Raw genomic sequence first — 24139 nt, forward strand, 5'->3', positions numbered from 1 at the left:
GGTTGCCACTTTCTGGTGCGGGCGGCGTCTGCCCCCCGGGCCGGGAAGCGGCGCGCGCGATTCGTTCGGTGGCGGCCCATGTAACCAGTCAGGCCGATCCGCGCCAGTGGGGGGCGCACGAATATTTCAAGGGCGCGTCGAATGCGCGGACGGCGCGCCGCACCGGCGCGGGCTTGCGGGGCTTTCGCGGCGCGGCTAGGCGGGTCGGCGTGATCGACGCCGGCTCCTCCGCTCCTTCCCCCTCCCCTTCCCCCTCGTCCTCCGCGCTCGCTCCGTTCCGGTTTCCCGCCTTCCGCGCGATCTGGATCGCCAACCTCGCGTCGAACATGGGGTCGATGATCCAGTCGGTCGCCGCCGCCTGGCTGATGACCGAGCTGACGCCGTCGCATCAGTTCGTCGCGCTGGTGCAGGCGAGCGCGTCGATCCCGATCATGCTGCTCGGCATCTTCGCGGGCGCGATCGCCGACAATTTCGACCGCCGCCGCGTGATGCTCGCGGCGCAGAGCGCGATGCTGGTCGTCTCGGCGGCGCTGACCGTGACGACTTGGGTCGGCGCGATGAGCCCGGTGCTGCTGCTGTGCTTCACCCTCGCGGTCGGCTGCGGCACCGCGCTCAACGCACCGGCGTGGCAGGCCTCCGTCCGGCTTCAGGTCGGGCACGAGCATCTGCCGCAGGCGATCGCGCTCAACACCATCGCCTTCAACCTCGCGCGCAGCGTCGGGCCGGCGCTCGGCGGCCTGCTGATCTCGCTGACCGGCCCCGCCCCCGCCTTCGCGCTCAACGCGCTCAGCTATGTCGCGCTGATCCTCGTGCTGCTGCGCTGGCGCCCGACCATCACCCCGCCCAAGCGCACGCCGATCCTCGCCGCGATCGCCACCGGCATGCGCTTCTGCGCGCAGTCGGACCCGCTGCGCCGCATATTGGCGCGCGGACTCGTCTTCGGGCTGGGCGCGGCGAGTTTCCAGGCGCTGCTGCCGTCGCTGGTGCGCGACCGGCTGCACGGGACGGAGATCGTCTATGGCCTGTGCCTCGCCGCCTTCGGCGCGGGGTCGATCTGCGCCGCGCTGGGGATCGGCGCGATGCGGCGGCGCTGGGGGAGCGAGACGGTGGTCGGCGCCTCGGCACTGATCTTCGCCGCCGCGCTGATCCCGGTCGCGGTGACGCGCAGCCTGCCGCTCATCCTCCTCGCCTCGTTCGTCACGGGGGCGATGTGGGTATCGACGCTGACGACGCTCAACGTCGCGATGCAGCTTCGCTCGCCCGAATCGATCCTCGGGCGCTGCCTGTCGATCTATCAGGCGGTGACGTTCGGCGGGATGGCGCTGGGCGCCTATCTGCTCGGGCTGGTCGCCGACCTGTGGTCGCTGCCGGTGGCGCTGTTCGCCGCGGCGGCATGGCTGGCGCTGTCGGCGCCGGCGCTGCGCATCTTCGCGCCGATGCCGGGGCGCAACGAGGGGCGGGTGCTGCCCTGAGGCAGGGAGCCATTCAGGGCACCGAACCCTTATCTTCCCATTCGTGTCGAGCGAAGTCGAGACACCCCTCCGCATAGCGCAAGGTCGATGGGTGTCTCAACTTCGCTCGACACGAACGGAATGGAGATGGTGTCGACCGGAATGGAGATGGTGTCGACTTACGCAAACCGCCGCAGCGGCGCCTCCTTACCCCTGCGCGGCCTTCCAGTCGCGCTTGATCTTCTTGGCGAGGCTCCATTTGTGGACCTCGGTCGGGCCGTCGTAGATGCGGAAGGCGCGGACCTCGCGGAACACCTGCTCGACGATCGTCTTGTCGGTGACGCCGGTGCCGCCCATCACCTGGACGCAGCGGTCGGCGATGCGCATCAGCGCCTCCGACACAGCGACCTTCGCCATCGAGCTTTCGGTCGTGCCGAGCGAGCCGGTGTCGAGCACCTCGGCGCACCAGCGGATCATCAGTTCGGCCTGCTTGAGGTCGATCAGATTCTCTGCGAGCATGAAGCCGACCCCCTCATGCTCGATCAGCGGCTTGCCGAAGGCCATGCGGCGATTGGCATAGTCGCTCGCGATCTCGTGCGCGCGCTGGCAGGCGCCGTGCCAGCGCATGCAGTGCGACAGGCGCGCCGGCGACAGGCGAACCTGCGCATATTTGAACCCCTCGCCCGCCTCGCCCAGCATCTGGTCGGCGGGAACGCGCAGATTGTCGATCGTCACCGTCGCGTGGCCGCCGGGCATCGAGCTGTCGATCGTGTTCGGAACATGGTCGATGCGGATCGCCGGGTCGGGCAGATCGACGAGGAACATGCACGCGCCGCCGCCCTGCGCGACATCCTCCGCCTTTGCCATCACGATGCCGACCTTCGCACCGTCGGCGCCGGTGATGAACGCCTTGCGGCCGTTGATGACCCAATGATTGCCGTCCATCCGGCAACTCGTCTTCATCATCGAGGGATCGGACCCCGCGCCGCCCTCGTCGGCCGGTTCGGTCATGAAGAAGGCCGAGCGCGCGCGGCCTTCGACCAGCGGTTTCAGGAAGCGTTCCTTGAGTTCGGGACTGCCGACCTTACCGAGCAGATACATGTTGCCTTCGTCGGGCGCGCCGGTGTTGCACGCCAGCGGGCCGAGCGGCGACAGACCGGTCTTTTGCAGCACCCACGCCGTCTCGACCTGCGTCAGATGGTCGCCGTCGGCCAGGATATGCGGCGTGAGCACGCCCGCGGCGCGCGCCTTTTCCTTGAGTTCCGCGACCAGTTCGTCGGTCGGCGCACCGTGATGATCGCGCCGCGCGTCGCTTTCATAGGGGGCGACGACGTCGCGAACGAACGCCTCCACCCGCTCACCGATCTCCCGCGCCCGTTCCGATACGCCCATCACCTGCTCTCCTGATCGAATCCTGCCCTGCCCATGCGCGATCGGATCCGGCATGGCAATCGGTCGCGGGGCCCATATGGTTAGACTGCTAACTTTTACCGCCCGAGGCCGGCCGCGCCTATCGTATCTGCCGCTTCTCCAGCTTCCGGGCGAGCGTGCGGCGGTGCATGCCGAGCCGCCGCGCGGTTTCGGAGATGTTGAAGCCGGTCTCGACGAGCGTCTGGTGGATATGCTCCCACTCGACGGTCTTGATCGACGACGGACGCGCGTCGAGCGGCGCGTCGACATTGCCCTCGGCACGGTCGAACGCCGCCTCGATGTCGTCGGTGTTCGATGGCTTGGCAAGATAGTAGGAGGCGCCGAGCTTGATCGCCTCGACCGCGGTCGCGATGCTCGCGAAGCCGGTGAGCACGACGATCCGCATCGCCGCGTCCGACGCGCGCAGCGTCTGCACGCAGGCGAGGCCGGAGGCATTGCCGAGCTTGAGGTCGACGACGGCATAGCCCGGGCGAAAGCGTCCGAGCAGATCGGCGAGTTCCTCCGGATCATGCGCGACCTCGACCCGGTAATCGCGCCGTTCGAACGAGCGCCGGAGCGTGCGCGCAAAGGCCTCGTCGTCCTCGACGATCACCAGCATTCTCTGATCGGCCATCATGGCTCTCCTTCGGGGGGCGCGAGCGCGGACAGCGGCAGGAAGATGCGCACCCGCGCGCCGCCCGCCGCGCGGTTCGTCACGCTGGCGCCGCCGCCCAGCTTGCGCACGACATTGACAAGCAGGAACAGCCCGAGCCCGCCGCCCGGCCTGCCCTTGGTCGAGCGATAGGGCTGTCCGAAATGTTCGAGCATTTCGTCGCTGAAGCCGGGGCCGCGGTCGACGATCTCGATCACCGCCATGTCGCCATCGCGCGACGCGGTGATGCCGATCCAGTCGGACGACACCTCGGCGGCGTTGTCGACGACATTGCCGATGACCTGGCGCAAGGCGGGGTCGGACACGATCGCGACGTCGGCGCCGAACAGGTCGTTGAACGCGACCGTCCCAGGCATGCGCGCGGCGCGCGAATCCTCGACGATCTCGGTCAGGAAACGGCGCATCGTCGTGAGCTGCGGCGCCTCGCCGCGCGCCTCGCCCGCCGACATCAATATGCCGCCGACGATCGTCTTGCAGCGCTGGACCGCCGCATCCATGTCGGCGAGGTCCTCCTGCAATTCGGCATCGGCCGCGAAGCGCGGCGCCCCTTTCCAGTCGCCGATCAGCACCGACAGCGTCGACAACGGCGTCCCGAGTTCGTGCGCGGCGCCCGAGGCGAGCAGTCCCATGCGGACGATATGATCCTCTTCGGCCGCCCGCTGGCGCGCGGCGGCGAGCGCCGCGTCGCGGTCGCGCAGGTTGCGGCTGATCCGCGTGACGAAGGCGACGAGCAGCACCGCGATCAGCACGAAGCAGACGAAGCTGCCCTTGAGATAGAGGCCGAGCGGATCGCCGGCATAGCGCGGCGGCAGCACCAGCGGCGTCGGCCCGATGCGCAGCGCCGCGAGCGCGGCGAGCGTCGCGGCGACGATGGCCCACGATGAGCGCGGCGTGAGCAGGATGGCGCCGATCACGACCTGGAGCAGGAACAGCGAGGCGAAGGGGTTGGCGAGGCCGCCGCTGTGATGAAGCTGCCACGCCAGCGCCGCGACGTCGAACAGCAGCGCGGCGGTCAGCTCGCCATTGGTCACGGCGCCGCCGCGATGCAGCCGCACGCGGCTCGCCACGTTGATCGAGGCGAGCAGCACGATGGTGGCGAGCAGCGGGACGAGCGGCAGGGTGATGCCCATCAGGCCGGTCGCGATCGCGATCGTCGCAAGCTGTCCCCCGACCGCGAGCCAGCGGAGCTGGATCAGCAGCGTCAGGTTGCGGCGCCCGGCGTCGGCCTCGGGCAGCGCCAGCGATGGGTCGGGCATGGTGGTCATCAGGCCTCTTTATAGGGCCGCCACAACCGCCACGCAAAATAGAGGCTGATGAACGCGAGGCCGAACCAGGTCAGTGCATAGACCAGATGGTTGTCGGCGAATTTCACCACCGTCAGCCCACCGACCGGATAGCCGCCGGCGTTGGGCGCCGCGTCGGCGTCGAGGAAATAGGGCGCGACGCGCCCCAGCCCCCGTGCCTGCGCGATCGCGGCGACATCGCGCGAATACCAGCGGTTCGCGGCGGGATCGTTCGATCGCAGGAAGGCGCCGCCCGGCTCGGTGACGCGCAGCAGGCCGGTCACGGTGACGGGGCCGGCGGGATTCCCCGCGGCGCGCGCCCGCGGATCGCGCTTGCCCAGCGGCACGAAGCCACGGTTGACGAGCAGGGTGAAGTCCGGCGTTTCGAGCGGGGTGAGCACCCAATAGCCGCCGCCGCGCGCCGTCACCGCCTGCACCAGCGTCTCGCGGTCGTGGCGAAAGGTGCCGCGCGCGCGGATGCGGCGATAGGCGTCGGTGTCGGCGCGGATCGCGGGCCACGCCGCCGGTCCAGGCGCGGCGACGGGATCGGCATGGAGGCGCGTTCCGACCGCGGCGATCAGCGCATGCTTCCAGACGCGCCGTTCGAGCTGCCACACGCCGAGCGCGAGCAGGCAGGCGGTCACGAGCAGCGCCGCCGCGGCGAGGACCGCGCGGCGGGTCGCTGTCACGGAAGCTGGCTCATGTCGTGCGGCATCGGCATCATGTTGGTGTTGAGGTGATGCATCACCCACAGCGACCCCGCCAGCGCGATGGCGAGGATGATGATCGTGAACACGAGCGAGGTCAGCGACCAGCCGCCCTCCGCCTTCGGCGTCATGTGCAGGAAATAGACCATGTGGACGATGATCTGCGCGACCGCGAAGACCATGATGATCGCCGCGGTCGCGCCGGCCTCCAGCGGCCGCGTCATCACCAGCCAGAAGGGGATGGCGGTGAGCACCGCCGACAGCAGGAAGCCGATCGCATAGTCGCGCATCGATGCGTGCGGCATCTCGATCTCGGCGTGCCCGCCGGCGGCTTGTTCGCCATGGGGGTCGGGGGTCATCGCAGCACTCCCAGCAGGTAGACGATCGTGAAGACGCCGATCCAGATGACGTCGAGGAAATGCCAGAACATCGACAGGCACATGACGCGGCGGCGGTTGGCGGCGATCAGCCCGTGGCGGCCGAGCTGGACCATCAGCGTGACCAGCCAGACGATGCCGAAGGTGACGTGCAGACCGTGCGTGCCGACCAGCGTGAAGAAGCTCGACAGGAAGGCGCTGCGCTGCGGCGTCGCGCCGATCTCGATCAGGTGATGGAATTCGTACAGCTCGATCCCCAGGAAGGCGGCGCCGAACAGCGCGGTCACCGCCAGCCAGAGCTGCGTCCCCCGGACGCGCCCCTGCTGCATCTGGAGCACGGCAAAACCGTAGGTGATCGACGAGAAGAGCAGCATAGCGGTGTTGAGCGCGACGAGCGGCAGGTCGAACAGGTCCTTCGGCGCCGGCCCCGCGGCGTAGCTGCCGCCGAGCACCGCATAGCAGGCGAAGAGGATCGAGAAGATGAGGCAGTCGCTCATCAGATAGATCCAGAAGCCCAGCATCGTGCTGTGCCCCTCGGGATGCGCATGCTCCTCGAGCTGGTAGAAGGACACCGGCTCGGCGGCGGCGGACGTGGGATGGCTCATGCGATCAGGCTCCGGCCGCCGCGAGCTGGCGGGTGCGCGCCTCTTCCACCTCGGCCACGGTCGCGGCGGGGATGTCGAAGTCGCGCTTGTAGTTGAAGCTGTGGGTGATCGCACCGCCGATCAGCCCGGCGAAGCTCAGCCCCGCGAGCCACCAGATGTGCCAGACCAGCGCGAAGCCCATCACCAGGCTGATCGCCGCCAGGATGATCCCGGCGCCGGTGTTGCCCGGCATGTGGATCGCCCGGAAACCCGCGACCGGCCGCTGGTGCCCGCGCCGCTTCATGTCGTGCCACGCATCGAGGTCGTGGATCAGCGGCGTGAAGGCGAAATTATAGTCGGGCGGCGGCGAGCTCGTCGCCCATTCGAGGGTGCGGCCGTCCCATGGGTCGCCGCTTTCGTCGCGCAGATCGTGGCGCCGCCAGATGCTGACCCCGAACTGGATCAGCATCGCGACGATCCCCATCGCGATCAGCGCGGCGCCCACCCCGGCGACAACGAACCAGATCTGCAGGCTCGGGTCGTCGAACACGCGCATCCGCCGCGTCACCCCCATCAGGCCGAGGATATAGAGCGGCATGAAGGCGACCCAGAAGCCGACGACCCAGCACCAGAAGCTGACCTTGCCCCAGAAGACGTCGAGCTTGAAGCCGAGCGCCTTGGGCCACCAGTAGTTGATCGCCGCGAACACGCCGAACACGACGCCGCCGATGATGACGTTATGGAAATGCGCGATCAGGAACAGCGAGTTGTGCAGCACGAAATCGGCGGGCGGCACCGCGAGCAGCACCCCGGTCATGCCGCCGATCACGAAGGTCAGCATGAAGGCGACCGTCCACATCATCGGCAGTTCGAAGCGGATGCGGCCGCGATACATGGTGAACAGCCAGTTGAACAGCTTTGCCCCCGTCGGGATCGAGATCACCATCGTCGTGATGCCGAAGAAGCTGTTGACGCTGGCGCCCGACCCCATGGTGAAGAAATGGTGCAGCCAGACGAGGTACGACAGGATGGTGATGCACACCGTCGCATAGACCATCGACGTGTAGCCGAAGAGCTTCTTGCCGGAAAAGGTCGCGGTAACTTCGGAATAGACGCCGAACAGCGGCAGGATCAGGATATAGACCTCCGGGTGACCCCAGATCCAGATCAGGTTCACGTACATCATCGGCGAGCCGCCGAAATCGTTGGTGAAGAAATTGGTGCCGACGTAGCGGTCGAGGCTGAGCAGCGCGAGCGTCGCGGTCAGCACCGGAAAGGTCGCGACGATCAGGATGTTCGTGCACAGGCTGGTCCAGGTGAAGATCGGCATCTTCATCATCCGCATCCCCGGCGCGCGCAGCTTCAGGATGGTGACGATCAGGTTGATCCCCGACAGGGTCGTCCCGACCCCGGCGATCTGGAGCGACCATATATAATAATCGACCCCGACGTTGGGACTGTAGGCCAGCCCCGACAGCGGCGGATAGGCGAGCCAGCCGGTCTGCGCGAATTCGCCGATGAACAGCGAGACCATGCACAATACCGCGCCCGCGGTCGTCATCCAGAAGCTGAAATTGTTGAGGAAGGGAAAGGAGACGTCGCGCGCGCCGATCTGGAGCGGGACGATATAGTTCATCAGCCCGGTGATGAAGGGCATCGCCACGAAGAAGATCATGATCACGCCGTGAGCGGTGAAGATCTGGTCGTAATGGTGCGCGGGCAGATAGCCTTCCGATCCTCCGAACGCCATCGCCTGCTGAAGCCGCATCATCACCGCATCGGCGAAGCCGCGCAGGAACATGATCAGGCCCAGGATCATGTACATGATCCCGATCCGCTTGTGATCGACGGTCGTGAACCACTCGGTCCACAGATAGCCCCAAAGGCGATAGCGGGTGATCAGCCCGAGCAGCACGAGGCCGCCGACGGCGACGCCGAGGAAGGTGAAGATCAGAATCGGTTCGTGCAGCGGAATCGCGTCGAGCGACAGGCGGCCGAAGATCGGATCGGTGGCGGGAGGGGAAGAGGGGGTCATGGCGATCTCGGTCAGGACATCGGGCGGGTGGCGGGAGCATTGAGCGCGGTGCGCCCCGGACCGGCGCCGGGAACGGGCAGCCCCTCGCCCCTCAGCCGTTCGGGATTCACCGGCGTGGCATCGGGCCGCTCGGCACGCATCAGCGGCGAACTGCACAGCGCCGCGACATAGCGCAGGCTCCAGCGCGCGATGTCGGTGCTGCCGCGCGCGGCGAACTTGTCATAGGCGATGTCGCGAACGTTGTGGATGCCCGCGATCCCCGCCCCGCCCTTCGCGTCGATCGACATCATGTCGTGCATGCACATCTTGCCGGGTTCGACGCACATGTTGACCACCGCGTCGAAAAGCTGCGGCTCGACCGCGGCGAACCGGCGCACCGGTTCCTTTTCGCTCGGCCGTTCGAGCCGCAGATAGGTCAGCCGGTCGAGCGTCCCGCCCTCCGAAGCCTTGGTCTGCGCCACCCACCGGTCGAAGGCCGCGGGCGGCAGGCTTTTCACCGCGAAGCGCATGTTGGAAAAGCCGGCGCCCGAGTAATTGGCCGAAAAGCCGGTGAAATTGCCGGTTTCGTTGAAGACTCCGTGCAGCTTGGTCTCCATTCCCGGCATCGCATAGATCTGCCCCGCGAGCGCCGGGACATAGAAGCTGTTCATCACCGAAGAGGCCGAGATGCGGAAACGCAGCGGACGATGCGCGGGCACCGCGAGTTCGTTGACCGTCGCGACGCCCTGTTCGGGATAGATGAACAGCCATTTCCAGTCGAGCGCGACGACCTGGACGTCGAGCGGCTGAACCTCTGCCGCCACCGCCTGTCCCGGCGCGGTGCGCGCGAGCGGGCGATAGGGATCGAGCAGGTGCGTCGCGACCCAGGTGATCGCGCCGAGGCAGATGATGATCAGCAGCGGCGCCGACCAGATCACCAGTTCGAGCTGGGTCGAATGGTCCCAGTCGGGCTTGTAGGTCGCTTCCTTGTTGCTAGCGCGATAGCGCCACGCGAAGAAAATGGTCAGCAACATCACCGGAACGATGATCAGCAGCATCAGCCCGGTCGAGATCAGGATCAGGTCGCCCTGCTGTTTCGCGACGTCGCCGGCCGGATCGAGCACGACCAGGCCGCATCCGGCGAGCAGGGGCAGCGCGGCGAGCGGCAGCAACCGCTTCCACGCGGCCGAACGGGGGAGATGACTGGGCATGACGCGCGCCTAGGCCTCCTTTGTTACGCAGCCCATAGGACATTTTGTCCAATCCCGCGAGCGGCGACGATCGCGCAGGGGCGATTTCATAACGGGCGCTTTTGCCCTATGATCGACTCGCGCCGCGCCAGCGACGCCCAGAAGCAGGACGTCTGCCATGTCTGCCGAAAACGCGCCTTCCACCACCCAGGCCGAACGCGATGCGCGCGCGCTTTACGATGTTGGCCATCGCATCTCTCCCGGCGAAATCGCCATCGGAGTGATCATAGGCCGGACGTCGGAGTTTTTCGACTTTTTCGTCTATGCGATCGCGTCGGTGCTGGTGTTCCCGAAGCTGGTCTTTCCGCATCTCGACCCGGTCGACGGCACGCTGTGGTCGTTCGCGATCTTCTCGCTCGCCTTTTTCGCGCGGCCGGTCGGGACCATCCTCTTCACCTGGATCGACCGCACCTATGGCCGCGGCGCCAAGCTGACCAACGCGCTGTTCCTGCTCGGCGGATCGACCGCCGCGATCGCCTTCCTGCCCGGTTACGCAACGATCGGCATCGGGTCGGCGCTGCTGCTCGCGCTGTTCCGCATGGGTCAGGGTGTCGCGCTCGGCGGATCGTGGGACGGGCTCGCCTCGCTGCTCGCGATCAACGCGCCGGAGGGCAAGCGCGGCTGGTACGCGATGATCCCGCAACTCGGCGCGCCGCTTGGCCTGATCGTCGCCAGCCTGCTGTTCATGTTCCTGATCGCGGCGCTGCCCGCGCAGGATTTCCTCGACTGGGGTTGGCGTTATCCCTTCTTCGTCGCCTTCGCGATCAACGTCGTGGCGCTGTTCGCGCGGCTGCGCATCGTCGTCACCCCCGAATATGCCGCGCTGTTCGAGGACAAGGAACTCGAACCCGCGCCGCTGACCGAGACGCTGCGGTCCGAATGGAAAGTGATCGCAGTGGGCGCTTTCGCGCCGCTGTGCAGCTTCGCGCTCTTTCACATGGTGACGGTGTTTCCGCTGTCGTGGGTGTTCCTGTTCACCGAGGAAACGCCCGCGCGCTTCCTGGCGATCGAGGCGATCGCGGCGGTGGTCGGCGTGTTCGCGATCATCGCCTCGGGCTATCTCGCCGACCGGGTCGGGCGGCGCACCGTGCTGGGCGTCACCGCCGCCGCGATCGCGGCGTTCAGCGGCTTCGCACCGCAACTGCTGGGCGCCGGCGAGATGGGCGAGGCGGTGTTCATGATCCTCGGCTTCCTGCTCCTCGGGCTGGCTTTCGGCCAGTCTTCGGGCGCGCTGTCGTCGAACTTCGACCAGCGCCACCGCTATACCGGATCGGCCTTCACCTCCGACCTCGCCTGGCTGTTCGGCGCCGGCTTCGCGCCGCTGGTCGCGCTGTGGCTGTCGAGCGTATTCGGCCTGATCGCGGCGGGCGCCTATCTGTTGTCGGGTGCGATCGGCACGCTCGTCGCGCTGTGGCTGAACCGCGAACTGGCGCAAACCATCGGCTGAGACGCGGGCGGGTCAGCCGAGCGGCAATTCGGTCGTCGACTTGATTTCCGATAGCGCGACGGTCGAGTTGATTTCCTGCACCCCCGGCAGCTTGCTGAGCTGGTCGAAGAAGAAGCGCTCATAGGCGTCGATGTCCTTCGCGACGACGCGCAGCATGAAATCCATCGACCCCATCAGCACATAGGCGTCGAGCACTTCCGGAAAGGACCGGATCGCCGCGCTGAATTCGTCGAGGTTGGCGCGGCCGTGCGCGTTGAGCTTCACCTGCGCGAAGACATGCGCGTTGAGCCCGACCCGGCGCCGGTCGACGATCGCGACGCGCTTGCGGATGAAGCCGTCGCGTTCGAGCCGGTCGATGCGGCGCCAGCAGGGCGACACCGACAGCCCGACGCGCTCGGCGATCTCGGCCGTCGTCTGGTTGGCATCGCGCTGCAATTCGCGGAGGATTTTTATCTCGAACGGGTCAAGGTCGGTCATTTATTCCTCATAAACAGATTTATCCGGCAATAATATCCCATAATCGTACCAGCGCCCTTGAAAAGCGAGCAAGATTGTTCGCCTCGCGGATGCGATGATCGGGCATCATTTCGAGGAGCAAGATGATGGTTGCCCGCCCTGCCCGCCTGACGCCCCCGGTCGAATGCGTTCGCCTGTACGATGCCGAAGCGCAACTCGACGGCGTGATCGCCATCCATTCGACCGCGCTCGGGCCGGGTGCCGGGGGCTGCCGCTTCTGGAGCTATCCCGACGCCGACAGCGCGCTCGCCGACGCGCTGCGCCTCGCCGAGGGGATGAGCTACAAGAATGCGCTCGCCGACCTGCCCTTCGGCGGCGCCAAGGCGGTGCTGCGGAAACCCGCGGGCGATTACGACCGTGCGGCGCTGTTCCGCGCCTTCGGCCGCGTGGTCGAGGGACTGGGCGGGCTCTATGTCACCGCCGAGGACGTCGGGACCACGGTCGCCGACATGCAGGAGATCGCGGGCGTGACACGCCATGTCGCGGGGCTGCCGCCCGCGAAGGGACGCGCCGGCGGCGATCCGTCGCCATGGACCGCGCGCGGCGTGTTCGAATCGATGCAGGCGGCGGCGAGCTTCGCGCTGGGGCGCGACGTGGCCGGGCTGACCGTCGCGGTGCAGGGCACCGGCCACGTCGGCGCCGAGCTCTGTCGCCACCTGGCCGATGCGGGCGCGAAACTGGTCATCGCCGATCCCGACCCGGTGCGGCGCGACCGGCTGCGCGCGATCCTCGATGCGCGGGTGGTCGGGGTCGACGAGATCGCGACGGTCGAGGCCGACATCTTCGCGCCCTGTGCGCTCGGCGGCGCGCTGACCCGCGACACGGTCGCGGCGCTCAAGGCGCGGCTGGTGTGCGGCGCCGCGAACAATCAGCTGGCGACGCCCGACATCGCGAACCTGCTGCACGAACGCGGCGTCGCCTATGTTCCCGACTATGTCGCCAATGCGGGCGGGATCATCAGCGTGTCGGCCGAATATCTGGGCGAAGGCCCGACCGAGGTCGCCGAACGCGTCGCCGCCATCGCGCCGCGCGTCGCGGCGCTGCTCGAACGCGCGGCGCGCGAGGCGCGTTCGCCCGCGCTCGTCGCCGACGAAATGGCCGAAGAGGTGATCGCCGACGCGCAGCGGCGGGCGGCGGCCTGAATGCACCGCTTTCGGATCGAGGCGCTCGCCGACCCGCAGTCGCTGCCGCGCGTCGCCGGTTTCTTCGCGCAGCGCGCGATCGTGCCGACCAGCCTGTCGGCCTCGCTCGATCGCGGCTGGATGCGGATCGAGGTGGCGGTGGCGAACCTTGCCGCGCAGCAGGCGGCGATCCTTGCCGCCAAGCTGGGCGAGACGGCGGCGATCGCGGCGGTGGAACTGGAGGATTCGGGCGGCGCGATGCCGGCGATTCCGGTCGGCGCGCCGGCGTCGGTCGCCGTTTAACGGCCGGGCGCGTCAGGCCGGACGCGCGGCCTTGCCCTCCCGGCCCAGCTGGCGCCAGCTTATCGCCAGCAGCACGAGCGCGGCGACCGCATAGCGCGCGTAGAAGAGCTGCGCCGCCCAGCCGGGCAGCATCTCCGCGATCGCCAGCCGGTGATAGCCCGGCGGGAGCAGCGCCAGATAGCAGAGCCCGACGGCGACGGCTTCGCCCCACCCCTCGCCAGCCTCGATGCGGGCGAGCGAGACGCGGCAGAGCTGGACGAACAGCGGAAACAGCAGGACATAGGTGTGTCCCCACCCCAGCGGAGCGACGAGGCAGGCGATGGCGGTCGCCCAGCTCGCGACGGTCAGGGCCGGCGCGCCGGTCCTCCGCACCCGCAGCACGATCGCCGCCATCGCCCCCAGCATCGCCAGGACGACGCCGCCGCGCAGCCAGCCCGGCAGCGGCGCGGTCTGGTAGGACAGGGAATAAACCTCGAGCGGAAGATCGAGCCGTGTGACGATGGCGGCGATCGACTGGTTGTCGATATGGACGATCGCGCGGCCCGACATGGCGGGAAGCTGGGTCTGGAAATAGTCCAGATAGAGGGCGGGCGGCACCTTGACGAGCGCCACGAGCGGAATGCCGACGGCGGCGATGACGAACCCGGTCAGCATCGGGCGCCACTGCGGCCGGCAGAAAAGCCAGAACAGCATCAGCACCGGATAGATCTTGATCCAGCAGCCGGCGGCGATCAGCGCGCCGGCCAGCTTCGGCCAGCCGCGGCTGTCGAGCCAGACCGCCGCGACGCACAGGAACAGGATGATCGTACCGACCTGTCCCTGCCGGACGGCGAGCATCGCGCCGGTCGAGGTCGCCAGCGCCACGATCACGAGCGCCGCGAGCCAATCGCGCCGCAGGCCCAGCGCCTCGCGCGTCAGGCTCAGCCACATCAGGCAGGACAGCACGCCGCATCCGACGATCACGACGCTGGCGATCGCAAAGCCCTGCTCGACCGACCCGAGGAGCAGCGGCAGGAACAGCAGCGCGGCGGGCGGCGGATACAGATAGCCCTGCAGGCTCTCCCGCGCGTCGGGCGCATACAGGGTCGCGGGATCAGCGAGCAGCCGCCGCACGCTGTCGTAGAAAATCCGGTAATCGCTGCCGACATGCCCGTGCAGGCTCATCGCCTCAACGCCGTGAAGCAGCAGCAGAAGCGGCAGAAGCGCGGCGAGCGCCCATCGCATCCGAAGCGAAGAACGGGAATCGCTGGAAACCATGGTCCTGACGCTCCTGGGCTGCATTCCCGTAACCGATTGGCGCCAGTCCCTAGGCGACAAGTCTTGCGATATCCTTGATCGCCCTTGGCGCCCGGCGCGATCACGCGCTCTGGTCCCGGCGCCGAAAATCGCTATCAAGCGGCGCAACGCGGATTCACGGGGAGAGACGAAGTGAGCGGATGCCTCGAAGGGAAAGTCGTCGCGATCACCGGTGCGGGGCGCGGGATCGGCCGCGAGCTGGCGCTGCACTGCGCGGCGCAGGGCGCGGCCGTCGTCGTCAACGACCCCGGCGTCGCGCAGGCGGGCGATGGCGGCGACACCGCCCCCGCCCAGGCCACCGCCAACGATATCGTCGCCGCGGGCGGCAACGCGGTCGCCAATTTCGGCAACGTCGCCGATCCGAAGGAGGCCGCGGGCATCGTCGAGGATGCCGTCGCGCGCTTCGGCCGCATCGACGCGGTCGTGAACAATGCCGGCATCCTGCGCGACACCATCTGGCACAAGATGAGCTATGAGGACTGGAAGAGCGTCATCGACGTCAACCTGACCGGCGTCTTCAACGTCTCGAAGGCCGCGACGCCCCATTTTCGCGAGCAGCAGTCGGGCAGCTTCATCCATTTCACCTCGACCAGCGGCCTGATTGGCAACATCGGACAGGCCAATTATTCGGCGGCGAAGCTGGGCGTCGTGGCGCTGTCGCAGTCGATCGCGCTCGACATGGCGCGCGTCGGGGTGCGGTCGAACTGCATCGCGCCCTTCGCGTGGAGCCGGATGACCTCGTCGATCCCCGCCGAAACCCCCGAGCAGCAGGAGCGCGTCCGGCGGATGCAGGAAATGTCGGCGGACAAGATCGCCCCGCTCGTCGCCTACCTCGCCTCCGACCTGTCGCGCGACGTCACCAACCAGATCTTCAGCGTGCGCAAGAACGAGATTCTCCTGTTTTCGAAGCCGCGCCCGGTGCGCTCGATGGTGAAGCTCGATGGCTGGACGGCGGAAACGATCGCCGACGAACTGATCCCCGCCTTTCGTCCCGCCTTCGCGCGCGCCGACGAGGTGTCGGCGCATGTCTTTCCCTATGACCCCGTCTGACGGAGGCGCCGCATGAGCGAATGGCAGGGCTGGATCGGGCGCGAGGAGGAACGGCGCGACCGGATCGACGCGTCGGCGCTGGCGCGGTGGCTCGCGACGCTCGACCGCGGGGCGCCGTCCGACGGCGCGGTGCCGCAGGGGTTCCACTGGTGCCTCGGCCTGCCCGATGCGCCAACCGCGCAGCTCGGCAATGACGGCCATCCGCGACGCGACGAGAGCGAAGACAGCTTCATGCCGCCCGCGCCGCTGCCGCGCCGCATGTGGGCGTCGAGCGAGGTCGAATTCCTGCGCCCGCTGCGCGTCGGAGAGGCGATTGCGCGCCGCTCGCGCATCGCCGCGATCGCCGAAAAGCAAGGCGGATCTGGCAAGCTGCTGTTCGTCACGATCGAGCATCGGACGCACGCCGGCGATACGCTCGCGTTGCGCGAGACCCAGTCGATCGTGTTTCGCGAAGCGGCGCCCCCCGATGCGCCGCTCTCCCCGCCCCCGCCGGGCGCGACAGGCTTCGACCCCGCGGCATGGGACGCCCATCGCCCGACGACCCCGAACGAGCCGCTGCTCTTCCGCTATTCGGCGTTGACCTTCAACAGCCACCGCATCCATTACGATCTGCCCTATGCGCGCGATGCGGAGCGCTATCGCGGGCTGGTCGTCCACGGCCCGCTCACCGCGACTTTGCTCCTCGACCTCGCGCAGCGCCAGTTCGGCGACAATGCCCTGACCCGCTTCGCCTTTCGCGGCCTGTCGCCGGCGATCTGCGGCGAGCCGCTGCACCTTGTGCTGCGCGGCGGCGGCGACGCGATCGAACTGGCCGCCTTTGCCGGCGACGGCCGACAGATCATGAGCGGCACCGCCGCGACCTGACCCAGCGATAGGATCGACCATGCACCTCAGCCCCTATGATGCCGAGCATTTTCCCGAAATCCGCGAGGGCGTGCGCCGCCTGTGCGCCGAGTTTCCGGGCGAATATTGGCGCGAACTCGATGCGAAGCGCGAATATCCGACGGCGTTCGTCAAGGCGCTGACCGACGCGGGCTATCTGTCGGTGCTGATCCCGGAGGAATATGGCGGATCGGGGCTGGGCCTGTCGGCGGCGGTCGCGATCCTCGAGACGATTCAGGCCGAAGGCTGCAACGGCGGCGCCTGCCATGCGCAGATGTACACGATGGGGACGATCCTGCGCCACGGCTCCGAAGAGCAGAAGCGTGCCTATCTGCCAAAGATCGCGACCGGCGAACTGCGCCTGCAGGCCTTCGGCGTCACCGAGCCGACGAGCGGCACCGACACCACCGCCCTGCGCACCGTGGCGGTCCGTGAGCCTGCTCCGTCGAAGGACGGGGGCGACGATTATGTCGTCAACGGCCAGAAGATCTGGACCAGCCGCGCCGAGCACAGCGACCTGATGCTGCTGCTCGCGCGCACCACGCCCCGCGACCGGGCCGCGAAGAAAACCGACGGCCTTTCGACCTTCATCGTCGACATGAAGGCGGCGCTCGCCGACGGTTCGCTGACGATCCGGCCGATCCGCACGATGATGAACCATGCGACGACCGAGATTTTCTTCGACAACATGCGCATCCCGGCGGCCAACCTGCTGGGAGAGGAAGGGAAAGGCTTTCGCTACATCCTGTCGGGCATGAATGCCGAACGCGTGCTGATCGCCGCCGAATGCGTCGGGGACGCCAAATGGTTCACGAAGAAATCGGCCGATTATGCGAACGAACGCCACGTCTTCGGCCGCGCCATCGGCCAGAATCAGGGCATCGCCTTTCCGATCGCGCGCGCCTATGCCAACATGCGCGCGGCCGAACTGATGGTGCACGAAGCGGCCCGGCTCTACGAAGCCGGACAGCCGAACGGCGCCGAGGCGAACATGGCGAAGATGCTCGCCGCCGACGCGTCGAGCGAGGCGGGCAATGTCTGCATCCAGACGCACGGCGGCTTCGGTTTCGCCGAGGAATATGACGTCGAGCGCAAGTTCCGCGAGACGCGCCTCTATCAGGTCGCGCCGATCTCGACCAACCTGATCCTGTCCTTCCTCGCCGAGCATGTCCTCGGCCTGCCGCGGAGCTATTGATCGGCGACGAGCCGCGCGCGAAGCTGTCCAAGCGCGGCGGCGAGTTGCGCGACCTCCGCCTCCCCGCGCGACCCCGCGACGATCGAGGCCGACAGGCAGAAGCCGGGCGCCACATCGGCGATGCCGACCGCGACCGTCCATATCCCGCGATGTGCGAAACCGCGGTCGATCGCATAGCCGCGCGCCGCCGCCTCGCGCACCTGCGCGGCGTAGACGTCGAACGGCAGATCGGCTTGCCAGCGCACGGGCGCATAGCGGCGCGCCAGTTCGGCATCGTCGACGCGCTGTGCCGCCGCCAGCGCCCGGCCCGCCGCGCCGCCGCCGAGCGGCTGGCGCTGCGCATCGGCGAACCGCAGCCGCATGACGGCGTCGCTTTCGGCGTGCGCGACGAGTTGCAGCCGCTCGCGCGACGCCATTTTCCATAGGCCCACTGCGGCGTCGCCCTGCTGCGCCAATCTTGCCATCAGCGGCCGCGCGCGATCGATCAACGAGCGTCCCGCCCGGTCGCGCAATCCCTCGAAACCGTCCCATGGCCCCGCCAGCCGATAGCGCTTGCCGCCGACACCCCGCGCGATCGCCCCCTCGGCCACCAGCGTGTTCAGCAGGTTGAAACAGCTCGACGGGCTGAGGTCGAGCGCGCGCCCGATTTCCGACAGCGTCAGGCCATCGCCATCGGCGAGCAGCCGCAGGATGGCAAAAGCTTGCGCGATGGACCGGACCGGCTGGCTCATCCCTCCCTCTTATTTTTCCTGATGATGAAAAGCAAATTCCATTTATTGAAAAATGCCGAGGAACATCCTAGCCCACGCCCGAAGCGATTCGGCCGGCAGCGCGCGGCGCCGAGGCGCGAAAATCATTGCCATCGCGCGGTGGGCGGACAAGGATCGAAATAGCGATCAGGGCTTTTCCGCAAACGCGGGCGACAAGAAGGGACCGAAGGGATGCAGAACCCCGGAATGGACGCTGACGTCTTCGAACAGTTCATCGAACAGCTCGACCGCTACGTCCGCGAGCGTCTCCTCCCCGCCGAGAGGGAGATCATCGAGACCGACCGCATCCCCGACGACATCCTGTCCGAAATGCGCGACATGGGGTTGTTCGGCCTGACCATCCCCGAGGAGTTCGGCGGCGCGGGGATGAACATCAGCCAGTATATCCGCACCATCCACACGCTGTCCTATGCGATGCCGGCGTTCCGGTCGATCATCTCGATCAACATCGGCATGTTCACCTCGGCGCTCAAGAATGGCGGGACCGACGCGCAGAAGGCCGAATGGCTGCCGCGCGTCGCATCGGGCGAAATCGCCTGCTTCGGCCTGACCGAGCCCGGATCGGGATCGGACTCGGCGGGGCTCCAGACCAGCGCTGCGCAGACCGACAACGGCTGGGTGCTGAACGGCACCAAGCGGTACATCACCAATTCGCCCTTCGCGAAGGTCGGGCTGATCATGGCGCGGACGAGCAAGGAAAATCTCCCCAAGAACGCCCATGTCTCCGCCTTCATCGTGCCGATGGACGCGCCGGGCGTGTCGATCGGCAAGTCGGACAAGAAGATGGGCCAGGCGGGTAGCCATATCGCCGACATCGTGATGGACGACGTCCGCATCGGCGGCGAGGCGCTGCTCGGCGGCGAACTCGGCAAGGGCTTCGCCTATGCGATGATGAGCCTCGACAACGGCCGCATGTCGGTCGGCGCCGCCGCCACCGCCTATGCCCGCCGCGCGCTCGACAGCGCGGTGCGCTATGCGACCGAGCGCAAGGCGTTCGGCGAGCCGATCGCGAACTTCCAGCTCATCCAGCAGATGCTCGCGCAGAGCGAGGTCGACATCTATGCCGCCGAATGCATGATGGAGGATGTCACCCGCCGCGCCGACGCGGGCGAGAATGTCCTGCGCAAGGCGGCGGCGTTCAAGGTCTTCGCCAGCGAGATGTGCGGCCGCGTCGTCGATGCCTGCGTGCAGGTCTATGGCGGGGCGGGCTATCTGGCCGAATATGACGCCGAGCGCTTCTTCCGCGATGCGCGCATCTATCGCATCTACGAAGGGACGACGCAGATCCTTCAGCTTCAGATCGCCAAGCATATGCTGCGCGAGTTCCATGCGAATGGATAAGCCCGCCACGATCGAGGCCCCGGAGGGAGCGGCCCATGTATAACCTCCTCCCCGGCCTGTCCGTCATCGAGGCGTCGTCCTTCGTCGCCTCGCCCACCGCGGGCCTGTATCTCGCGCAGTTCGGGGCCGAGGTGATCCGCGTCGACCAGATCGGCGGCGGCCCCGATTTCCGGCGCTGGCCGGTCACGGAAAACAATGATTCGCTCTATTGGGAAAATCTCAATCGCGCGAAGAAGTCGGTCGCGCTCGACCTCGGCCGGCCCGAGGGGCGCGAACTGCTGCAGGCGCTGGTGCGCGCGACGGGGCAGTTCGTCACCAATTTCCCGGTCAAGGGCTTCCTGTCGCACGACCTGCTGGCCGAAGGGCGTCCCGACCTCATCACCATCCGTGTGATGGGCTGGGCCGACGGGTCGCCCGCGCTCGACTATACGGTGAACAACAGCGTCGGCTATCCGATGCTCACCGGTGCAGGGCCGGAGCCGGTCAACCATGTCCTGCCCGCGTGGGACCTGCTTACCGGCGCCTATGCCGCCTTCGCGCTGCTCGCCGCGGTCCAGCGGCGCGCCGCAACCGGCGACGGCGGCGAGGTGCGCCTGCCGCTGTCCGACGTCGCGATCGGCACCGTCGCCAACATGGGCGGCATCGCCGAGGTGCTCTATAGCGGAGCGAACCGGCCGCGGCTGGGCAACGCCGTCTATGGCCTGTTTGGCCGCGATTTCACGACACGCGACGGTCAGCGGACGATGATCGTCGTCGTCACGCCGCGCCAATGGGCGAATCTGATCGCGGCGCTCGACCTCGGCGATGCCGTCGCGGCGGTCGAGGCGGTGCGCGGCGTGTCCTTCGCGAAGAATGACGGGCTGCGCTTCACGCACCGCGACGCGCTCTATCCACTGTTCGAGCGGGCGATCGCGCGCCGCGACCACGCCGACCTCGCCGCCGCCTTCGACGCGGGCGGGATCGTCCATTCGCCCTATCGCACGATGCTCGACGCCGCGAACGACCCGGCGCTGGTGGCGGACAACCCGATCTTCGCGGACGCGGCCAATCCGAGCGGCTTCGCCTATCCCGCCGCGGGCGCCTTCGCGACCATCCCGCAGGCCGACCGCCAGCCGCCCCGCCCCGCCCCGCGCAACGGCGAGCATTCGGAAGAAGTGCTGGCCGCCCGCCTGTCGCTGTCGTCGGGCGAGATCGCCCGGCTGATCGACGCCGGGATCGTCGGTGTCGGTTGAGATATCCCTTTCTTCCGTCACCCCGGACTTGATCCGGAGTGACGATCCAATTCAATACCAGAAACATACCGGAGAATGACATGACCCTGCGCCGCGCCGCCATCGTCGCCCCGATCCGCACCGCCGTCGGCAAGTTCGGCGGCAGTCTGTCGTCGGTTACCGCCGGAGAGCTGGGCGCCGTCATCCTGAAGGCGCTGATCGACCGCACGAAGATCGACCCCGCACGCGTCGACGATGTCGTCTTTTCGCAGGGCTATGGCAATGGCGAGGCGCCGAGCATCGGGCATTGGTCGTGGCTTGCCGCGGGCCTGCCGCTCGAAGTGCCGGGCTATCAGCTCGACCGCCGCTGCGGCTCGGGCCTGCAGGCGGTCGTCAACGCCGCGATGATGGTGCAGACGGGCATGTCCGACATCGTCGTCGCGGGCGGCGTCGAATCGATGTCGAACGTCGAGCATTACACGACCGACATTCGCAAGGGCGTACGCGCGGGCAATCTGACGCTGCACGACCGGCTGACGCGCGGGCGCGTGATGTCGCAGCCGGTCGAGCGCTTCGGCGTCATCACCGGAATGATCGAGACCGCCGAGAATCTGGCGAAGGATTACAACATCACCCGCGAGCAGGCCGACGCCTACGCCGTGCGCAGCCACCAGCGCGCCGCGGCGGCGTGGGACAAGGGTCTGTTCGACGACGAACTCGTCCCGGTCAGCGTGCCGCAGAAGAAGGGCGACCCGGTCGTCTTCGCGCACGACGAAGGCTATCGCGCCGACGCGAGCATGGAGACGCTGGGCAAGCTGCGCGCGCTGGAAGGCGGCGTCGTCACCGCGGGCAACGCCAGCCAGCAGAACGATGCCGCCGCCGCGTGCCTCGTCGTCGCCGAGGACAAGCTGGACGAACTCGGCCTCGAACCCATCGCCTGGTTCCATAGCTGGGCGGCGGCCGGATGCGACCCGAGCCGCATGGGCATCGGGCCGGTGCCCGCGGTCGAGCGACTGTTCGCGCGCAATGGGCTCGGCTGGGACAACATCGACCTCGTCGAGCTCAACGAAGCCTTCGCGCCGCAGGTGCTCGCGGTGCTCAAGGGCTGGGGCTGGTCCGACGACGACAGCCGCAACGAGATACTCAACGTCAACGGATCGGGCATCTCGCTCGGCCACCCGATCGGCGCGACCGGCGGGCGCATCCTCGCCAATCTGACGCGCGAACTGGTACGCCGCGACGGCCGTTACGGGCTGGAGACGATGTGCATCGGCGGCGGCCAGGGCATCGCCGCGATCTTCGAGCGCGCGGCCTGACCATGGAGCTCCGCCCGGCTCTGGCGGCGGCGCAAGCCTATCGCGCGACGGCGCAAGAGGCGCTGGCCGCACGGCTGGCTGCGAACCCGATCGACGCCGAGCAGCGCGCGGCGCACGGCTTCGCATGGGTCGCGACGACGGTTGCGGCGCTGGAAGCCATACTCGACTGGCTCGAGGCCGGAAGGGGCGCCGACCCGCTCGACGCGCAGACCGCGACGCTGGCCTTCGCCGAAAGCATCGGCCAGCTCGCTGGCGGGCTGCCGATGGGGCAGAATGAAATCTTCCGCCCGGCCGACCTCGGCATCGGCGCGGCCGCCCGAACGCTCGCCGATGCCTGTGCCGACCTGCTCGACGCCGACCATGCCGCAATGCGCGCCGCTGTCGCTGCCGCGCTCGCCGAGGGTCACTGGCCGAGCGAGACGCTGCACGACACCGACCTCGACGCGATCCGCGACCAGTATCGGCGCTTTACCGAAACGGAGATCATCCCCCACGCGCATGGCTGGCACCTTGCCAACGCCCTGATCCCCGACGCCACGGTTCAGGCGATGGCAGACCTCGGCACATTTGGCGTTTGCATAGCGGAAGAGTTCGGCGGGCTCGGCCTCGGCAAGCTCGTCATGTGCATCGTCACTGAGGAGCTGTCGCGCGGCTGGATCGGCGCGGGATCGCTCGGCACGCGGTCGGAGATCGCGGGCGAGCTGATCGCGATGGGCGGCACCGACGCGCAGAAGGCCGAATGGCTGCCGAAGATCGCCAGCGGCGAGATACTGCCGACGGCGGTGTTCACCGAACCCGACACCGGCTCCGACCTCGGCGCGCTCCAGACGCGCGCGCGGCGGGCCGGCGACGGCTGGGTGATCGACGGCGCGAAAAACTGGATCACCCACGCCGCGCGCTCGGACCTCATGACGCTGCTCGCGCGCACCGTCGCCGATGCCAAAGGCTATGCGGGCCTGTCGATGCTGCTGGTCCCCAAACCGCGCGGGACCGATGCCGACCCCTTCCCGGCCGAGGGGATGAGCGGCAGCGAGATCGAGGTTCTCGGCTATCGCGGAATGCGCGAATATGCGCTGCAGTTCGACGCGATGCAGGCGCCCGCCGACGCGCTGCTCGGCGGCGAGGAAGGGCAAGGCTTCAAGCAGCTCATGCGCACTTTCGAGGGCGCGCGCATCCAGACCGCGGCGCGCGCGGTCGGGGTGGCGCGGCGCGCGCTCGAACTCGGGCTCGCCTATGCGCTCGCCCGCAAGCAGTTCGGCAAGGCGATCGTCCATTTCCCGCGCGTCGCCGACAAGCTGGCGATGAGCCTCGTCGATTTCGTCGCCGCGCGCGAGTTGAGCTACGCCGCCGCGCGCGCCAAGGACTCGGGCAAGCGCTGCGACATCGAGGCGGGAATGGCGAAGCTGCTCGGCGCGCGCGCCGCCTGGTCGAACGCCGACGCGGCGCTGCAGATCCACGGCGGCAACGGCTACGCGCTCGAATATGAGATCAGCCGCGTGCTGTGCGACGCGCGCATCCTCAATATCTTCGAGGGTGCGGCCGAGATTCAGGCGCAGGTCATCGCGCGCGGGCTGACCGCCGGGCGGAACTAGATCGCATCCGTTTTCAGAGCATCGTGATTTTGGATAGACCCGCTTCGTCATTGCGAGCGGAGCGAAGCAATCCAGGGCGGTCTGCGTACGCTCTGGATTGCCGCGCGGCTTCGCCGCTCGCAATGACGATCATTTGATATCACGCTCTAAATGAACCTCGATGCTCCCGCGAAGGCGGGAGCCCAGAGCGGCGAAAAGCCCGCGTCGGCGTATGAACGCTCTGGGTCCCCGCCTGCGCGGGGACACGAAAGACATTCAAACGGCATATTCGGCTTCCTCGTCACCCGGACTTGATCGGCATATATAACCTTCAGGCAAGTCAGGAGCTGTTCCCCGGCGAAAGCCGGGGT

Annotated in this window: 22 protein-coding genes; 11 read left to right on the forward strand and 11 right to left on the reverse strand. The window is 67.8% G+C overall.

Annotation, left to right across the window (positions count from 1 at the left end; translation table 11 throughout):
• The first annotated feature begins 68 nt into the window (after positions 1-68).
• Positions 69-1472: an MFS transporter gene (locus SGR02S_RS07785; protein ID WP_255211417.1), complete on the forward strand. Its 1404-nt coding sequence runs from the start codon at positions 69-71 to the stop codon at positions 1470-1472.
• 186 nt (positions 1473-1658) lie between these two features.
• Here the strand turns inward: SGR02S_RS07785 and SGR02S_RS07790 are convergent, their stop codons facing one another.
• The 8 genes from SGR02S_RS07790 to cyoA all read right to left on the reverse strand — a co-directional run bounded on the left by SGR02S_RS07790 (position 1659) and on the right by cyoA (position 9710).
• Positions 1659-2843, reverse strand: coding sequence for an acyl-CoA dehydrogenase family protein (locus tag SGR02S_RS07790; RefSeq protein WP_067107596.1), 1185 nt, complete (start codon positions 2841-2843; stop codon positions 1659-1661).
• 118 nt (positions 2844-2961) lie between these two features.
• Positions 2962-3495: a response regulator transcription factor gene (locus tag SGR02S_RS07795; protein ID WP_082737293.1), complete on the reverse strand. Its 534-nt coding sequence runs from the start codon at positions 3493-3495 to the stop codon at positions 2962-2964.
• Positions 3495-4799 carry an ATP-binding protein gene (locus SGR02S_RS07800; RefSeq protein WP_067107602.1) on the reverse strand — a complete coding sequence of 435 codons (1305 nt, stop codon included), beginning with the start codon at positions 4797-4799 and terminating at the stop codon, positions 3495-3497. Before SGR02S_RS07800 ends, SGR02S_RS07795 begins: the two co-directional genes overlap by 1 nt.
• Positions 4799-5506: an SURF1 family protein gene (locus SGR02S_RS07805; RefSeq protein WP_067107604.1), complete on the reverse strand. Its 708-nt coding sequence runs from the start codon at positions 5504-5506 to the stop codon at positions 4799-4801. The genes SGR02S_RS07800 and SGR02S_RS07805 overlap by 1 nt, the downstream gene beginning before the upstream one ends.
• Positions 5503-5883 carry a cytochrome o ubiquinol oxidase subunit IV gene (gene cyoD, locus SGR02S_RS07810; protein WP_067107607.1) on the reverse strand — a complete coding sequence of 127 codons (381 nt, stop codon included), beginning with the start codon at positions 5881-5883 and terminating at the stop codon, positions 5503-5505. The genes SGR02S_RS07805 and cyoD overlap by 4 nt, the downstream gene beginning before the upstream one ends.
• Positions 5880-6506 (reverse strand): cytochrome o ubiquinol oxidase subunit III, encoded by a 627-nt coding sequence (cyoC, locus tag SGR02S_RS07815; RefSeq protein WP_067107610.1) that lies wholly within the window; start codon positions 6504-6506, stop codon positions 5880-5882. The genes cyoD and cyoC overlap by 4 nt, the downstream gene beginning before the upstream one ends.
• Before the next feature lie 4 nt (positions 6507-6510).
• Positions 6511-8520: a cytochrome o ubiquinol oxidase subunit I gene (gene cyoB, locus SGR02S_RS07820; RefSeq protein WP_067107613.1), complete on the reverse strand. Its 2010-nt coding sequence runs from the start codon at positions 8518-8520 to the stop codon at positions 6511-6513.
• Positions 8521-8531: 11 nt separating this feature from the next.
• Positions 8532-9710, reverse strand: coding sequence for a ubiquinol oxidase subunit II (gene cyoA / locus SGR02S_RS07825; RefSeq protein WP_067107616.1), 1179 nt, complete (start codon positions 9708-9710; stop codon positions 8532-8534).
• Between the two features lie 157 nt (positions 9711-9867).
• Between cyoA and SGR02S_RS07830 the strand changes: the two genes are divergently transcribed.
• Complete coding sequence (locus tag SGR02S_RS07830) at positions 9868-11196, forward strand: MFS transporter (RefSeq protein WP_067107619.1); 1329 nt, start codon at positions 9868-9870, stop codon at positions 11194-11196.
• Between the two features lie 12 nt (positions 11197-11208).
• Here SGR02S_RS07830 and SGR02S_RS07835 read toward each other — a convergent pair whose 3' ends face one another.
• Positions 11209-11673 (reverse strand): Lrp/AsnC family transcriptional regulator, encoded by a 465-nt coding sequence (locus SGR02S_RS07835; protein WP_067107621.1) that lies wholly within the window; start codon positions 11671-11673, stop codon positions 11209-11211.
• 125 nt (positions 11674-11798) lie between these two features.
• Between SGR02S_RS07835 and SGR02S_RS07840 the strand changes: the two genes are divergently transcribed.
• Both SGR02S_RS07840 and SGR02S_RS07845 read left to right on the forward strand, forming a co-directional pair.
• Positions 11799-12854: a Leu/Phe/Val dehydrogenase gene (locus SGR02S_RS07840; protein ID WP_067107661.1), complete on the forward strand. Its 1056-nt coding sequence runs from the start codon at positions 11799-11801 to the stop codon at positions 12852-12854.
• The gene (locus SGR02S_RS07845) at positions 12855-13136 is read left to right on the forward strand and encodes an ACT-like domain-containing protein (protein ID WP_067107624.1); all 282 of its coding nucleotides are present in this window, start codon (positions 12855-12857) and stop codon (positions 13134-13136) included.
• A gap of 12 nt (positions 13137-13148) precedes the next feature.
• On the opposite strand, the gene SGR02S_RS07850 is transcribed toward SGR02S_RS07845, so the two are convergent.
• A complete protein-coding gene (locus SGR02S_RS07850) occupies positions 13149-14360 on the reverse strand; it encodes a glycosyltransferase family 87 protein (RefSeq protein ID WP_067107627.1) in 1212 nt (403 codons plus the stop codon).
• Between the two features lie 204 nt (positions 14361-14564).
• Here SGR02S_RS07850 and SGR02S_RS07855 point away from each other — a divergent pair, with 204 nt between their 5' ends.
• The 3 genes from SGR02S_RS07855 to SGR02S_RS07865 are packed head-to-tail and all read left to right on the forward strand — an operon-like array spanning position 14565 to position 17559.
• Complete coding sequence (locus tag SGR02S_RS07855; protein ID WP_067107664.1) at positions 14565-15482, forward strand: SDR family NAD(P)-dependent oxidoreductase; 918 nt, start codon at positions 14565-14567, stop codon at positions 15480-15482.
• A gap of 12 nt (positions 15483-15494) precedes the next feature.
• The gene (locus SGR02S_RS07860) at positions 15495-16346 is read left to right on the forward strand and encodes an HTD2 family dehydratase (protein WP_067107630.1); all 852 of its coding nucleotides are present in this window, start codon (positions 15495-15497) and stop codon (positions 16344-16346) included.
• 19 nt (positions 16347-16365) lie between these two features.
• A complete protein-coding gene (locus tag SGR02S_RS07865; RefSeq protein ID WP_067107633.1) occupies positions 16366-17559 on the forward strand; it encodes an acyl-CoA dehydrogenase family protein in 1194 nt (397 codons plus the stop codon).
• On the opposite strand, the gene SGR02S_RS07870 is transcribed toward SGR02S_RS07865, so the two are convergent.
• A complete protein-coding gene (locus SGR02S_RS07870) occupies positions 17553-18290 on the reverse strand; it encodes a helix-turn-helix domain-containing protein (RefSeq protein ID WP_067107636.1) in 738 nt (245 codons plus the stop codon). The genes SGR02S_RS07865 and SGR02S_RS07870 overlap by 7 nt on opposite strands.
• Before the next feature lie 210 nt (positions 18291-18500).
• Between SGR02S_RS07870 and SGR02S_RS07875 the strand changes: the two genes are divergently transcribed.
• The 4 genes from SGR02S_RS07875 to SGR02S_RS07890 all read left to right on the forward strand — a co-directional run bounded on the left by SGR02S_RS07875 (position 18501) and on the right by SGR02S_RS07890 (position 23789).
• Positions 18501-19670 (forward strand): acyl-CoA dehydrogenase family protein, encoded by a 1170-nt coding sequence (locus tag SGR02S_RS07875; RefSeq protein ID WP_067107637.1) that lies wholly within the window; start codon positions 18501-18503, stop codon positions 19668-19670.
• Between the two features lie 35 nt (positions 19671-19705).
• Positions 19706-20902: a CoA transferase gene (locus SGR02S_RS07880; protein ID WP_067107640.1), complete on the forward strand. Its 1197-nt coding sequence runs from the start codon at positions 19706-19708 to the stop codon at positions 20900-20902.
• A gap of 80 nt (positions 20903-20982) precedes the next feature.
• Positions 20983-22197 carry an acetyl-CoA C-acetyltransferase gene (locus SGR02S_RS07885; protein ID WP_067107643.1) on the forward strand — a complete coding sequence of 405 codons (1215 nt, stop codon included), beginning with the start codon at positions 20983-20985 and terminating at the stop codon, positions 22195-22197.
• Between the two features lie 2 nt (positions 22198-22199).
• Positions 22200-23789, forward strand: a complete 1590-nt coding sequence (locus SGR02S_RS07890) for an acyl-CoA dehydrogenase family protein (RefSeq protein WP_067107646.1) — start codon at positions 22200-22202, stop codon at positions 23787-23789.
• Positions 23790-24139 lie beyond the last annotated feature (350 nt).

This window comes from Sphingopyxis granuli NBRC 100800 (assembly GCF_001591045.1).
Taxonomy (GTDB): domain Bacteria; phylum Pseudomonadota; class Alphaproteobacteria; order Sphingomonadales; family Sphingomonadaceae; genus Sphingopyxis; species Sphingopyxis granuli.